At 70.7% G+C, this 14880-nt stretch carries 12 protein-coding genes; 10 read left to right on the top strand and 2 right to left on the bottom strand.

All coding sequences use genetic code 11. From position 1 onward, the window contains the following. Positions 1 to 40: 40 nt before the first annotated feature. Positions 41 to 910, bottom strand: coding sequence for a DUF6671 family protein (locus tag ABD976_RS28925; protein ID WP_005456780.1), 870 nt, complete (start codon positions 908 to 910; stop codon positions 41 to 43). Then, complete coding sequence (locus tag ABD976_RS28930; RefSeq protein WP_005456781.1) at positions 910 to 1209, bottom strand: helix-turn-helix transcriptional regulator; 300 nt, start codon at positions 1207 to 1209, stop codon at positions 910 to 912. Before ABD976_RS28930 ends, ABD976_RS28925 begins: the two co-directional genes overlap by 1 nt. A gap of 126 nt (positions 1210 to 1335) precedes the next feature. Here ABD976_RS28930 and ABD976_RS28935 point away from each other — a divergent pair, with 126 nt between their 5' ends. The 10 genes from ABD976_RS28935 (at position 1336) to ABD976_RS28985 (ending at position 13557) form a co-directional block, all read left to right on the top strand. Beyond that, entirely contained in the window at positions 1336 to 1794 is a 459-nt protein-coding gene (locus ABD976_RS28935; protein ID WP_005456782.1) for a hypothetical protein, read from the top strand. Between the two features lie 77 nt (positions 1795 to 1871). Continuing rightward, positions 1872 to 3374, top strand: a complete 1503-nt coding sequence (locus ABD976_RS28940) for a proton-conducting transporter transmembrane domain-containing protein (protein ID WP_236808254.1) — start codon at positions 1872 to 1874, stop codon at positions 3372 to 3374. A 154-nt stretch (positions 3375 to 3528) separates the two neighbouring features. Then, positions 3529 to 6159, top strand: coding sequence for a DUF2309 domain-containing protein (locus ABD976_RS28945; protein WP_005456785.1), 2631 nt, complete (start codon positions 3529 to 3531; stop codon positions 6157 to 6159). A gap of 118 nt (positions 6160 to 6277) precedes the next feature. Next, positions 6278 to 6850, top strand: coding sequence for a hypothetical protein (locus ABD976_RS28950; protein ID WP_075849321.1), 573 nt, complete (start codon positions 6278 to 6280; stop codon positions 6848 to 6850). 46 nt (positions 6851 to 6896) lie between these two features. Beyond that, positions 6897 to 8342 (top strand): NADP-dependent isocitrate dehydrogenase, encoded by a 1446-nt coding sequence (locus ABD976_RS28955; RefSeq protein ID WP_186361382.1) that lies wholly within the window; start codon positions 6897 to 6899, stop codon positions 8340 to 8342. Positions 8343 to 8377: 35 nt separating this feature from the next. Next, positions 8378 to 10060 (top strand): dihydroxy-acid dehydratase, encoded by a 1683-nt coding sequence (gene ilvD / locus ABD976_RS28960; RefSeq protein ID WP_005456798.1) that lies wholly within the window; start codon positions 8378 to 8380, stop codon positions 10058 to 10060. Positions 10061 to 10299: 239 nt separating this feature from the next. Further along, entirely contained in the window at positions 10300 to 11085 is a 786-nt protein-coding gene (gene fabI / locus ABD976_RS28965; RefSeq protein ID WP_005456799.1) for an enoyl-ACP reductase FabI, read from the top strand. Between the two features lie 97 nt (positions 11086 to 11182). Continuing rightward, positions 11183 to 11863, top strand: coding sequence for an ATP-dependent dethiobiotin synthetase BioD (gene bioD, locus ABD976_RS28970; protein ID WP_005456800.1), 681 nt, complete (start codon positions 11183 to 11185; stop codon positions 11861 to 11863). 96 nt (positions 11864 to 11959) lie between these two features. Next, entirely contained in the window at positions 11960 to 12811 is an 852-nt protein-coding gene (locus ABD976_RS28975) for a phosphoadenosine phosphosulfate reductase domain-containing protein (protein ID WP_083844754.1), read from the top strand. A 362-nt stretch (positions 12812 to 13173) separates the two neighbouring features. Then, on the top strand, positions 13174 to 13557 hold the full coding sequence (locus ABD976_RS28985; protein WP_005456801.1) for a helix-turn-helix domain-containing protein: 384 nt from the start codon (positions 13174 to 13176) through the stop codon (positions 13555 to 13557). The last annotated feature ends 1323 nt before the right edge of the window (positions 13558 to 14880 follow it).

Here is a 14880-nt window from a genome sequence, read left to right on the forward strand (position 1 = left end):
GGGGCCGGCCGGGTGGGTCTGCGGGGGTGGTGTCCGGGGGTTACGGGTTGCAGCATTCGCAGAACGTGGGATCGGCACGTCGTTGGCCGTCATCGCGAGGGTGGCGGCCGCGGTGCGGGCAGCGGGCACACCCGTGGATCGTTGCCAGGGTCAGGCGGGTGGGCTCGCCACACGTGCCGCAGGGCAGACCAGGTTCGCGGTCCACCGGGCCGAATCCGGGGGTGCCGCAGGCCGGGCACAGGGTGGCCAGACGCGAGGCGAGTTGGTGGGCGAGCACGCTGATCTCCCGCATGCGGGTGGGGTTGACGTGCGCGCGCATGTCGGTCTCCAGTCGCGCCAGGCCATCGGTGGAGTGCGCGGTGCACCGGCTGATCGCCGCATCGAGGTCGGCACGGGTCTGGATGCCCTTGCAGATGGGGCCTGGAGCCCGCACGTCGGCGGGGCTGTGGGGACGGACGATGACCGCGTGGGCACCGAAACCGACGCGCGCCAGGTAGGCGTCGGTTTCCTCGTCGAGGCGGCGGGTCGTGGTGTGGCTGAAGTTCGTCGGTGTGGTTCGGCGCTCCAGGATGCAGACGTCCCGCACCGTGTCGAGGAAGGCGAGGATCTCCTGGCCGGCGCTCAGCATTGGCGCGACCGGGTGCGGGCCGAAGGAGCCTTCGCTGGCCACGGCGAGTCCGAGGCCGGTCGACTCGATCGCGAGGCGCGCCTTGCGGACCGCGGTCTCGGCCGCCGACCCGGCGCGGGGGATCTCACCGGTGAAGGTGCCGAGCTGATCGGTGTCCACATCGTGGGCGAGCACAAGCCGCATGCCGGGGATCCGCGCCAGGGCGGCAGCGAGGGCTCGCTGCTTGCCGTGTCGGGTGGCCATCGCGACCGGTGCGCCCGCGTAGGGGTGCACGGCGAGCATTACACGAGGTTGCCGGATCGGGCGTCGATGCCGGTGAGCAGGGCCACGAGCTGCCCGATGGCGGTGTCACGGTCCATCGGGTGCCGCAGCGGCAAATCCGGATGCAACCGGTACCGGTTGCGCCGCCCCTCCCTGGTGCGTTCCAGGTAGCCCGCCTCGACGAGGTCGGCCACGATGCGCTGCGCCGCCCGCTCGGTGATGCCCACCACCTCGGCCACATCCCGCAACCGAACTTGTGGATCCCGCACCACGCACAGCAGTACGTGGGCGTGATTGGTCAAGAACGTCCACTCCTGCATGGCCGCAACTGTACCTCGTCGGGGGTAACGCATGTCACGCTTGCCAAAGCACGTCATCAATGTCGTATGATGCATACCGCGTATTAGAACACAGGTCATTGGTAGCGTGCTTGGGAGGTGGGTGTCATGGGCGACGAGGAGATGGCGCTCCCGTGGGAGAACCTGCTGCGGGAGGTGGGCGCGGTGGTCGACGCCGAGATGGCGGGCGTACTGACCGGCGAGCGCGCGGCCGATGAGGTGGCGCGGCGCTGGGCGCACCGGTGGGCCTCGCCGCCGCCGGACGTGGTGATCGACACCAGCCCGCCGGGCGTGCGGCGGGGGGCCGCGCAGAGCGTGGGTGCCTACATCGCCCGGGAGCTGGAACGGGGGCGGTCGCTGTACTGCGTGGTCCACGACGAGTTCGTCCGGGTGCGGATCGGGGGTTTCGACGGGCGTGCGTTGCCTCCGCATTGCCTGGAACACCTCGGTTCGCCGCCCGAGCCCGCTGCGGGCACCGGTGCTGAGCCGCGCGCCACCGACCTCGCCGGAGCCCCGGCGACGCGCGGCGCGGCGGCGCGCGCGGGTCAGGAAGGTACGACGGCGTGACAGGGGTGACGCTGCTCGTTTTGGTGGCCCTTCCCGCTGTTGCGGCCATGGCCGGGTCGATCCGGCGGCTACGGAGCTTGGCGCCCGCGTTGGGTGCGGGTGCGGCGCTGGTGGCCACCGCGCTGGCGGGGACGCTGGCCGTGACGGTGGTAGTCGGCGGGCCGGTGGCGATGGTGCTGGCCAACCCGGACGGGCGAGCCTGGACCGGGCTGGTGGTCGACCACGTCGGGGCGATCGTTCTGCTGCTGGTGTGCACGGTCAGCGCCGTGGTCCAGGCGTTCGCCCGCCGCTACCTGCACGGCGATCCGGCCGCGGCCCGCTTCGCTGTCGCGGCGGGGGCGCTGACCGCCGCGACCACGGTGATGGTGACCGCGGCGACTCTCGTCACCCTGGCGGTGGCGTGGACGCTGACCGGGGTGATCTTGTGCCGTCTGGTGGGGATGTATCGGCCGGCGCCCTCGGCCGTCGATGCCGCACGGCGCACCACCCGTGCCGTCGTCGCCGGGGACGCCGCGTTGTGGACTGGGGTTGTCCTCGCGGTCACGGTCTGGGGGGATCTCGACCTGCGCCACCAGGGCGACGCGGCCCTCGGCGGTGCGGTGGGCACGGTGGTGGCCTGTTCGCTGGTGGTCGCCGCGGCCGTGCGGTGCGCGCAGCTGCCCTGGCACCGATGGCTGCCGGCGACCCTGGCGGCACCGACCCCGGTTTCGGCTCTGCTGCACGCCGGCGTGGTCAACGCCGGCGGGGTGCTGCTGGTGAAGCTGTCGCCGATCGTCGGTGCCGCGCCGGTGGCGACACACCTGGCGTTCGCCATCGGAGCCGCCAGCGTCGTGGCCGCCACCGCGATCATGCTGACCCGCCCCGACATCAAAGGGGCGCTGGTGCACTCCACGATCGGGCAGATGGGGTTCATGCTCATGACCTGCGGGCTCGGCCTCTACGCCGCGACGGTGGTGCACCTGGTGGCGCACGGGCTGTTCAAAGCCACCCTGTTCCTCGGCTCGGGGTCGGCCGTGCAGCGGCACGCTGGCCACACTGCGGCTCCTCCCGCGCCTCGGTTGGCTCCTGCCCGCGCAGCGCAGGTCGCTGTCCTCGCCGGGGTCGCCGCCGTCGCGGCGGTCGGGGTGGCGGCCTGGTTGCTACCCCTTCATGCCGGTGGCGTCGCGTTGTCGCTCTTCGCCGTGGCCACCGCCGCGCGGCTGGCGTGGGGCTGGCTGCGTCGTCACCCGACCGGCGGCGCGCTGGTCACGGTGGTGATCGTGCTGCCGGGCGTGGCGATCGGGTACCTGGCCCTGGTGGGCGCGGTCACCGAGCTCCTGGCCCCGAGCCTGCCCGCAAGCGGGCCCGCCGCTGTCTCGGCCTGGGTTCTCGCGACCGTGGTGGCGGTGCTGGCGGCCGGTGCGCTGCTGCTCCACCTGGCACCCGCGGTCGGTCTGGGCCGGTGGCGCGACCGGCTGTACGTGGCGGCGTTGTCCGCCGGGCAGCAGCGCACGTACACCGCCGCCTGGGGTCACCCGCCATGGCTGGTACCGACACCGCGTCCGCGGCCGGTTCCCCAACTGGAAGGAGCTCGGGCGTGACTCGCCCCCACGCGCTCGACGGCATCCCGCGCAAGCGGGTCGCCGCCATGACAGGTGAGTCACCGGCTGTCCCGCACGCGTGGCTTCCCCTGTTCTCCACGGTCGCACGTTCCGCCACTTGTCGCGTCGTGCTCGCGCAGGAGGGTTCACACTCATGACCACCGGCCCCGCCACCAACCTCGCCCCCGATGCCGTCTCTGACGTCGCCACACAGCAGGCGGCAGTGCGCGCCGAGATCGCCGACGCGGCCGGATTCCTGGCTCCGACCTGGCCATTGGCGGACTTCATCGCGGTCAACCCGTTGTCCGGCCTGCTGGACCGCCCGTTCGCCGACGCGGCCACCACCGCCGCGGATCTGCTCGGAGCACGAGTCACCCCAGACGAGACCTGGCTACGTGCCGCCTGGCAGCGCGGCCGGATCACCGACGACGACCTGCGCGCCGCGCTGGCCCGCCGCCACCCCACGGCGCTACAGCGGGGCCCGCTCACTCTCGGCAACCGCGCCTACGACCCGGTCGACCTGCTGGTGGCCGATCTGCACCAGGGCATCGCGTGTCCACCGCCGCGCCGTCAGGCACGCACCGCGGCCGAAGCACTGGCCCCGGAGGTGGCCGCCCTGCTCAACACCCACACGATCCAGTGGTGCGCGGCCTACCTGGACGAAGGCCAGTCCACCTGGCGGATGCCGGGTCGTGACCGCGGCTTCTACTCGGCGTGGCGGGCGCTGGCCGCCCATGACGGAACCTTGCCGCGGCCGGTGCGGGCGCGGCTGCGGCACCTGCCCGAACGCGCCGAGCACACCATCCTGGACGCGCTGGCCGCGCTCGGTGTCCCGGACGACCAGCGGACCCGCTACCTGCAGGCCCACCTGGCCTGCTTGCCCGGCTTCGCCGCCCACGTCCGGTGGCGCGGCGAGCGGCCCGACAGCGGCATCGACCTCGTCGACTACCTCGCGTTGCGGTTGGCCGTCGAAGCCGCCGCGCTCGCCGGCTCCCACGCTCCCGGCACAGCGTGGTCCTGGGCCTCCGCGAGCCGGTTCGACACCCGGCAGGCCACCGTCGACCCGCACGACCGGGCCTACCACCTGTTGGGAGCGCTGGAAGTCACCGACACCGATGCCGCCCAACGGAGCGAGCTGGTGGAGCTGCTCGACCAGCTGCCGATCCAGCAGCGGGCGCTGGTCTGGCTGGACGCCTACGAGGACCACTACCGGAGCCGGCTGCTGCTGCGCATCCTCGGCCGGCCCCAGCCCGAACTGCCCGAAGCCCCACCGCGGGCGCAGGTGGTGTGCTGCATCGATCCCCGCTCCGAAGGACTGCGCCGCCACCTGGAGGTCCTCGGCAGCTACCAGACCCTGGGCTTCGCCGGTTTCTTCGCCGTCGCCATGCGCTACCGCGACCTCGCCGGGGGTGCCGCTCGCACCCAGTGTCCCGGCCCGATCACGCCTCGCCACACCCTCACCGAGCACCCCGCCCCTGGTCGGCGGCGCGCGGCCGAGCGGTCACTGGCCGGCCGCAGGGTGCTCGCCGCCGCCGAGCACTCCCTGCACGCCGCCAAGGACGACCTGCTGGCGCCGTTCGCCCTCGCCGAAGCCGCCGGCTGGCTGGCCGGGCCGCTGGCCGCGGCCAAGACCTTCACTCCCCGTGCCGCCGGCGCCACAGGCGCGTGGTGGGCCCGCCGCATCACGCCCGAGCCGCAGACCGAGATCTCCATCGCCGAGGCGCTCACCCCCGAGGAGCGTGCCGCGACCGCCGAAACCATCCTGACGTTGATGGGCCTGACCCGCGGGTTCGCGCGGCTGGTCGTGTTCTGCGGGCACCGCGCCCACACCGACAACAACCCCTACCAGGCCGCGCTGGACTGCGGCGCCTGCGGGGGACATCCCGGAGGTCCCAACGCCCGCACGGCCGCCGCCCTGCTCAACGATCCGCAGGTCCGCCTTCACCTGGCCGACCGCGGCATCACCGTTCCCGACGACACCTGGTTCGTCCCGGCCGAACACGACACCACCACCGACACCGTACGCCTGCTGGACACCCACCTCCTGCCCGCCACCCACCGCCGCGACGCTGACAGGCTCACCGCCGACCTCCGCACGGCCGGCACCCGGCTGGCCGCCGAACGCTGCGCCATCCTGCCGGGCGCACCCACCCGGCCCCGCCCGCGGCACGCGGCGCGCCACACCCGCGCCCGGGCCCGTGACTGGGCCCAGGTCTTCCCGGAATGGGGTCTCGCCGACAACGCCGCCTTCCTCATCGCGCCCCGCGCCCTCACCCGCGGCATCGACCTGCACAGCCGCGTGTTCCTCCACGACTACGATCCCGACCTCGACCCGACCGGCACCGTCCTGGAAACAATCCTCACCGCGCCGCTCGTCGTCGCACACTGGATCAACAGCCAGTACTACTTCGCCACCGTCGACCCGCAGTCCTTCGGCGCCGGCAGCAAAACCCTGCACAACGTCACCGGTGGGGGCCTGGGCGTCATGACCGGCCACACCAGTGACCTCCAGCCCGGCCTGCCCTGGCAGTCCCTCACCGACGGCCACCACGCCCGACATGAACCGCAACGCCTGCTCGCCATCGTGCAGGCACCCCTGCCCAGGCTGGACACCCTCATCGCCCGCCACACAATGCTGCACCACATGTTCAGCCACGACTGGATTGGACTCGCCGCACGGGAACAGCCCGACGACCCGTGGCACCGCTACACCCCCACCGGGTGGCAGCCCTGGCACCCCAGCACCGACACGCCAGCACCGACATCCCGGCAGGCGCTCCCGTGACCGCTCCACACCACCCGATGGCGGCGTCCCACCCGGAACGACCTGTCCTAACTCCCCACGTAACAGAGCCGCTTGGAAAGAGAGGTACCCGATGAGCGCGCTTCTACTGATCTCAAGTGTGGACCACGCCGAGGTCGCCGTCGAGCAGGCGAGCGACTACCTGGTCCACCACCGGCGCTACGGCGGCGATCCAGCTCAGCGGGACGCCCTGCTCGGGATTTGGATCCGCCGCGAGCTTGACGCGGACCTGCCCACGTTGTTCCCGTGCGGCGAGCATGTGCAGACCTGCGGATGCGCCGTCGGGGACCCCACGGAAGGGCGCCCGCCAGCAGTGCCGGTGGGGATCCGGACCTCCTCCTCGGTGTCCGGGCTGTGGTCGCTGTGCTGGCTGGACGGTTCCGCCCTGCGCGAGGCACACAACCCCCACCAGCGACGGCGCCTGATCCTCGATGTCCTGGTGCAAGGCGCGGCGCCCGCAGCGAGCCTGCCGGGAGCGTTCTTTCCGGTCTTCGCGCACACCGACTCCCGCGACACCGTCCACGCCACCCTGACCGAACTCGGCAGCCGCTACCCGCGCCTGGTCGCGACCCACTGGTACATCGATGACCCAGAGCAGGGCATCAGTGGACCGTGCGGCACGACCAGCGCCGGATGCCGGCTCGCACGCGGCACCGCCACGACTCGCCCCTAGCCCATCCAGCGTCCCGTCCCGTCACGTCCTCGGTCTCAGGAGCAGCATGACCACGCATTCCACATCCGCACCGATCACCGTCGCCCACGGAGACGGAATCGGTCCGGAAATCATGGAAGCCACCCTTTCGGTGCTCAACGCCGCAGGCGCGGCCCTTGACATCGACACGATCACCATCGGAGAGTCGGTCTATCAGGCTGGCAACCCCGCCGGCGTCACTCCCGAGGCGCTCGAGTCGATCCGCCGCACGGGTGTGTTCCTCAAGGCGCCCATCACCACCCCGCAAGGCGGAGGGTTCAAGAGCCTCAACGTCACCGTGCGCAAGACGTTCGGTCTCTATGCCAACGTCCGGCCATGCGTCGCCTACGCACCGTTCGTCGCCACCAAGCACCCTGGCATGGACGTCGTCATCGTTCGGGAGAACGAAGAGGACCTCTACGCCGGCATCGAGCACCGCCAGACCGACGAGGTCGTGCAGTGCCTCAAGCTCATCTCCCGGCAGGGATGCGAGCGGGTAATTCGCTACGCCTTCGAGTACGCCACAGCCTATCGGCGAACCAAGGTGACAGCGTTCACCAAGGACAACATCATGAAGATGACCGACGGCCTGTTCCACCGGGTGTTCGACGAGGTCGCCGCCGACTACCCCGATATCCAGGCAGAGCATTGGATCGTCGACATCGGTGCGGCCAAGCTCGCCGACACCCCCGAGGCGTTCGACGTCGTCGTCCTGCCGAACCTCTACGGCGACATCCTCTCCGACGTCGCCGCCCAGATCGCCGGATCTGCCGGCCTCGCCGGAAGCGCGAACATCGGCGAGCGAGTCGCCATGTTCGAAGCCATCCACGGATCCGCCCCCCGGCGAGCCGGCCAAGACGTTGCGAATCCTTCAGGGCTGCTGCTGGCCGCGGTACAGATGCTGGTCCACATCGGACAAGCCGACGTCGCGAGCCGAGTCCACAACGCCTGGCTGCGGACCATCGAAGACGGCATCCACACCTACGACATCTACGAGCCCGATACCAGCACCTCCAAGGTCGGCACCACGGCGTTCGCGGCATCGGTCATCGACCGTCTCGGCCAAGAACCCACCCGGCTGCCGGCAACGCACTACGCCCAGCACAGGCCGATCACCGTCAAGCTCGCGGGCCGATCCGCTGCCGCCAAGACCCAGCTCGGCGTCGACGTGTTCGTCCACAGCCCAGACACCACCCCAGACGAACTCGCCGCCAAGCTTCGTCCGTTCGCCGCACCCCTGCACCTTGACATGATCTCCAACCGGGGACAGAAGGTCTGGCCAGGCGGCGCGCCCGAGACCCTGCTCACCGACCACTGGCGATGCCGCTTCCTCGACCCGCGCGGGACCACCACCGCCGCCGAGGTCGTCGCCCTCCAGGCCCGCATGGTCGAGCACGGCATCGAACCGATCAAGACCGAAGGACTCTACGCCTTCGACGGCGAACCCGCATTCACCCGAGGCCAGGGCCAATGAAGGGCCGAGCTGACCAAGCGAAGCCGGGAGAAGACATGGACCCGCGTCACCGTAGCCGAATCGTCACCGACGGCGTCACCCGAGCACCGGCCCGGGCGATGCTGCGGGCAGTCGGGTTCGCCGACGAGGACTTCACCCGGCCGCAGATCGGTGTGGCCGCGGCCGCCAACGACCTCACACCCTGCAACATCGCCCTGGACCGCCTGGCAGGCGCGACGGCCGACGGGGTCAGGAAGGCGGGCGGGGTGGCGATGCGGTTCTCGACCATCGCCATGTCCGATGGGATCGCCATGGGGCACCGCGGCATGCGCGCGTCCCTTCCCAGCCGGGACCTCATCGCAGACTCGGTCGAGTGTGTCATGGAGGCCGAACAACTCGACGCGATGGTCACCATCGCCGGCTGCGACAAGAGCCTTCCCGGGATGCTCATGGCCGCCGCACGCCTCAACGTACCCACGGCGTTCTTGTACGGCGGCTCCTCCCTCCCCGGGAGCTGGCAGGGTCGGCCGGTGACGATCCAGGACGTGTTCGAGGCCGTCGGCGCGCAGGCAAGCGGCCTGCTCAGCACCGACGACCTCGACGAGCTGGAGCGCGCCGCGTGCCCAGGAGCCGGATCGTGCGCCGGCATGTACACCGCCAACACGATCGCCGCCGAAGCCGAAGCCCTCGGTATCGCACTGCCCGGCTCGGCATCCGCCCCCGCCATCGACCCCACACGCCCCGGCATCGCCCACGACACCGGAGCGGCCGCCGTCGCCGCCCTGCGCGCCGGGATCCGCCCACGCGACATCCTCACCCGCGAAGCCTTCGAGAACGCCATCACCGTGGTCATGGCCCTGGGCGGGTCGACCAACGCCGCGCTGCACCTACCCGCCATCGCCCACGAAGCCGGCGTCCGCCTGACCCTCGACGACTTCGACCGGATCAGCCGACACACCCCCCACATCGCCGATCTCCGTCCCGGTGGGCGCCACGTCATGGCCGACCTGCACCAGGTCGGTGGCGTGCCCGCAGTGCTCGCCGCGCTGCTGGACGCCGGACTGCTCCACGGCGACTGCCTGACCGTGACCGGAGCCACCCTGGCCGAGAACCTCGCCGAACTCGCAGCCCCGAAACCCGACGGTACGGTCCTCCGAACGCCAGATGACCCGCTCCGCCCCGACGGCGGCCTGGCCATCCTCCGCGGGGCACTCGCCCCCAGCGGCGCGGTGGTCAAGATGGCCGGCCTGACCGTCGACCGCTTCCACGGCACAGCCCGGGTCTTCGACAACGAAGACGCCGCCATGGGCTACGTCTCAGGCGGTCGCCTCACCGCAGGCGAGGTGATCGTGATCCGGTACGAAGGCCCACGCGGCGGACCGGGAATGCCGGAGATGCTCGCCGTCACCGCCGCTGTCCGCGGCACCGGCCTGGGTGACCAGGTGGCGCTGGTCACTGACGGCCGCTTCTCCGGCGCCACCACCGGCCTCTGCGTCGGCCACGTCGCCCCCGAGGCCGCTGCCGGCGGGCCGCTGGCGCTGGTCGCCGACGGCGACCCGATCATGATCGACATCCCGGCACGCACCATCGATCTCGACGTCAACCCTGCCGAACTCGAACGACGCCGTCACCGCTGGCACCCACCCCCTGCCCCGACCGGCAACGGCTTCCTAGCCAAGTACAGCCGCCTCGTCGGCTGCGCCTCGCAGGGGGCGCTCGTCGGCGCCACCCCACGATGAGCAGCCCCACCCGACGCAAACACCATCATGTCACGCGAGCGATCCGGCTTTTCTCCCATCGCCGTGCCGGCGGCACGGCCTGCGGGGCGCATCGGCGGTGCCGCCAGCGCCGACCGCCCTGTCGAAGGAATCACCGCCACGACCGGACCCTGCATCCGCCGGGCCATCGACGTCCACCAAGCGGTCACGACCCACGCCTGCCGGGCCGCACACACCAACCCCCGCGAAGGAGCCGCACTGTGTTGGACGGCAAGCACATCCTGGTGACCGGGGTCGTCACCACCGACAGCATCGCCTTCGCCGTCGCCCGCCGCGCCCAACAACTCGGCGCCGAGGTGCTGCTCACCGGGCTCCCCCGCGATCTCGATCGGGCCCGTGCGGCGGCAGCGCAGCTCACCGGCGACATCGACGTCATCCCCTTCGACGCCACTGCCTCCCACGACACCGCCCGGCTCACCGCAACGATCGCTGAGCGGTGGGAGAGACTCGACGGCGCCCTGCACGCCATCGCCTTCGCACCCGCCGACGCCCTGGAAGGCCCCCTACTCAACGCCCGCCCCGAAGGGATCGGACTGGCGTTCCAGACCAGCACCGTATCCCTCGCCGCGCTCGCCGCGGCGGTGAACCGGCTCGCCCCACCCTCCGGCGCCAGCCTGGTCGGGCTCGACTTCGACGCCAGCGCCGCGTGGCCGGTCTACAACTGGATGGGCGTCTGCAAAGCCGGACTGGAGTCGCTCAACCGGTACCTCGCACGCGACCTCGGGCCTGCCGGAATCCGGGTCAACCTCGTCGCGGCCGGGCCGATCCATACCCGGGCGGCCACCGGCATCCCCGGCTTCGAAGCCCTGCTCGACGCCTGGGCAACCCGTTCGCCCTTGCGGTGGGACCCAGCCGACTCGACCCCGGTGGCCGACGCCGTCTGCTTCCTGTTCTCCGACCTCGCCCGCGCTATCACCGGCGAGATCCTCCACGTCGACGGCGGCTACCACGCCATGGCCGCGCCCCTGCGCCAACAGGGATCATGATGGGCCACGAGGACATCCAACACCTCCACACTGATCAGGGCAGGTGCCCTGGCGCAGACTGGGCAAGATCTCGGCTGGTTGACCCGGTGGGCGCTCCATGACCCGACCTAGCCGACTCATCCTGGTCACCGGCACCGGCACCGAGGTCGGCAAGACCTGGGTGACCGCCGCCTTGTCGCGACGATTGCGAGCATTTGGCATCGAGGTCGCGGCCCGCAAACCGGCGCAGTCGTTCACACCCGGTGATACCGCGACCGACGCCGCCGTGCTCGGCGAGGCAACTGACACGCCCGCCGACACGGTGTGCCCGCCACACCGGTGGTACCCGGTACCCCTCGCGCCACCGATGGCCGCCGACACCCTACAACTGGCTCCGATCCTGCTCGACGACCTCGTCGCCGAACTCGACTGGCCCTCAGACGTCGCCATCGGCTTCGTCGAGGGCGCAGGCGGGCTGTGCTCACCAATCGCCCATGACGGCGACACCCTCTCACTGGCGCAGCGGGTGAGACCGGACCTCGTGCTACTGGTCACCGAGCCTGTCCTAGGAGTTGTGTCCCAGGTGCGCCTCGCCGCGCGAGCCCTCACCGGACACGAGGTGCTAGTCGTCCTGAACCGATACGACCCCAGCGACGAGGTGCACCGGCGTAGCCGCGACTGGCTGACAGCCATCGACGCGCTCGCCGTACTCACCAACCACGACCTCGCCGACACCGTTGATTCCGACGCGGCCTGGCGCGCCATCAGCGGCGAGCCCCCCTCGGCACGCAATCCCTGACCACGCCCCTCGGTCACTGACCCGCTTACCCACGTCCTGGACCCGAGCGGTTGGTCAGACCGGGTCAGTTTCACCCGGCAGCGACAGTCACCATGAGTGATCGCGAGAGGTGAGAACTCGACGCGGAACGGTATTGCTCTGCGCCAGCAGGCTCGCCTGAGTCGTGGCGAGGCTGCCAGCAGCGGCCGGCGCACTGTCGACACCTGGCTTCCGATCCACGACTGGACCGAAACCCAGGTATGGCAACGCATCCATGCGTCAGGTGTGCCGTACCACCCGGCCTACGACCAGGGCATGACCCGCCTGTCGTGCTCCCTCTGTGTGCTCGCCAGCCGCGCGGATCTGGTTCGCGCCGCACAACTACGCCCGGAACTGGCCGCCGAGTACGCGGAGCTGGAAGCCGAGATCGGGCACCGGTTCCGCAACGACCTGTCCATGGCCGAGATCATCACCGCCGCCGAGCAAGCCGCAACCGCGGGACACACCGAGGAGACAGCCACGATCGAGCTCGGCCAGGGCCAACTGTGGTGGCCGAGGTTCGAACGCCAGTCCGACCGCTACGGCACCGTGTTCCTGCTCACCGGTCCGGATGCCGAGGACTACGTCTCGTTCGAGAACGCACCCGTCGGCCAACCGGGACGACTCGTCGCCATCGTGGTCGAGACACGTCGCTCCGAGCACTGTGGCGACATAGCGCGGTCCCTGGCACCCGTCACGCCGACGGTCGGCGAGGAGATCACGCTCGGCGCCGGCACGTTGTTCACCGACACCGATGCCGATCTCGGCATACCCACCGCCGTCGGCCTCGCGCCGGACGACAACCGGGACGCCGACTGGCTCGACCCACGCGCCTTGTACCGCTGCCACAACCAAACCGTGCGGCTCGAACTCCGCATCAGCAGCCACACCAACAAGCGCGCACACGACACCAGGCCACGCGCAGCCTGAGAGCCGTCGCTGGCGCGGCGAACAAAGTCACAAAGGCCGTCCCTGCTCAATCGCCACACGAACCCCACCGCACACGCCGAGTGCGGGAAGAAGGAGAACGTACGTGACCAGGCTGATCGAGTCCGGCTATGACGGGCAGTTCGTCACTGACCAGGTCGGTCATTCCCACGCGGCGACCACGGCGATCTACACGGCGGTCAGCAGCGACTTCAAGAACCTAAAGGTCCGCGAGCACCTGGACGCGGTGCCGAGGAAGCCGTGCTGCAACGCGCCTTCGCGATGGCCGAGACGGAGGCGGAGATGGACGACGACTTCAGCGATCACACGTCAGGTGAGCCTGCTGGCCGCCGGAGGAGGGTGCGATGAACGCGGTGTCCCGGCAAGGACCGGACGAGCAGAACGACGACGTGCAGGTCCGGCAGCCGCGCTACGAGTGGCGGCTGCGTGAGCTGATGGCGGTCCGCAAGAACTGGTACACCACCACGAAGCTGATCCCGGAGTTGCGCAAGTACGGCTTCGAGTTCGACCGCAGCTCGATCTACCGGCTCGTCAGCACCGAACGTCCGCCGAAGATGCCGATCGAGTTGATCCTGGCCTTGTGCAAGATCCTCGACTGCCGCTTCGAGGACCTGGCGGTGGAGGTCGAGCCGCAATCGGCCACCGAGGAGCCGGCTCGCCGGGGTCCGCGGCCGGCCGTGCCGGACATGCCGTTGTTGTCCGCGGACTTCTTCGACGCCGAGAGCTGACCGGACACCGGGTCACGCACGTGGGGAAAGGGCGAGGTGTCTGCGCCAGCTGTGGATGCGACCGATCTCTGGTCGCTAGCGGGCTGTGCCATACCTGCTACCACGCCCGCCGGGACAAGGAGAGCTGTGTCGGGTGTGGCCGTCTGACCGTTCCGATTGGACGTACGGCGGAGGGGGCGTGGTGCCAGAACTGCAACGGAAAGCGCCGGGCCGAACCGTGCTCGCTGTGCGGTCGGTCGGGGCGGGTGCCCGCGCGGCGCTACGGGCAGCCGGTGTGTTCGCGGTGTTGGCAGCGCGAGCGGCGCGTCCCGCTGCCCTGCTCGGTATGCGGGCGGACGATGAAGGCCACGAAGAACAGCCCGCAGGGCCGGGTCTGCTACACCTGCCACCGCAAGACCGTTCCCCGCGAGCCCTGCTGGATGTGCGGCAAGGTCGTGCTGGCCGCCGCCCACACCGAGGAAGGAGCGTGGTGCGAACGATGCCGCCGGACGCATCTGGCCGAGCCCTGCTCACGATGCGGCCAGACGGCGCCGGTCACCGTCCGCGACGACGAGAAACGGCCGGTGTGCCGGCGGTGTTGGCAGCGCGGGCATCAACGGCCGCTGCGCCGGTGCATCGACTGCGGCGAGGACAAGCCTGCGGCTCGGCTCATCGAGGACGGGCCACTGTGCGAGAAGTGCGACAACCGGCGTGCGCCGGAGGTGCTGTGCCCGCGCTGCGGGAAGACCCGCAAGGTCGGGATTCTGAGCACGGGGGTTTGCCGGGCCTGCGCCCAGCAAGCTGGGCCACGCCAGCCGTGCCACAACTGCGGCCGGACCAGGTTGGTGGCCTACCGCGACGCCGACGGCGAACCGTGGTGCGACGGCTGCCGCCGCCAGACGCTGGCCGAACCGTGCTCGGGCTGCGGCGTCCACAAGGTGGTGTGCGCGCGTGACCATAATGGACCGTGGTGCAAAGCGTGCTGGGAAGTGGTGCGGCCCGGTCCGCCGTGTACCGACTGCGGGCAACGACCGTCGATGTCCGTGCCAGCTACGGACGGTGTGGCCAGGTGCGTGCCGTGCTACCTGGCCGCCCAGGTCCCCTGCACCCGATGCGGAACCACCGCCCGCGCCGAACAACATTGGCCGGAGGGCCCGGTCTGCCTGTCCTGTGTGGACGCGGTACGGCTCACACACGAGCACTGCCACTGCTGCGGCCAACTAGCCGCGGTGTTCCGCCGCGAGCCCGCCGGGCCGTTGTGCCCGGACTGCGCGGGCGTCACCTTCTCCTAGGGCGTGTTGCTAAATCCATTGGAGGGCTGCGGCGATACGGATCCCGGCCGCG

Origin of the sequence: Saccharopolyspora cebuensis (assembly GCF_039542665.1) — a bacterium.
Lineage (GTDB): Bacteria > Actinomycetota > Actinomycetes > Mycobacteriales > Pseudonocardiaceae > Saccharopolyspora > Saccharopolyspora cebuensis.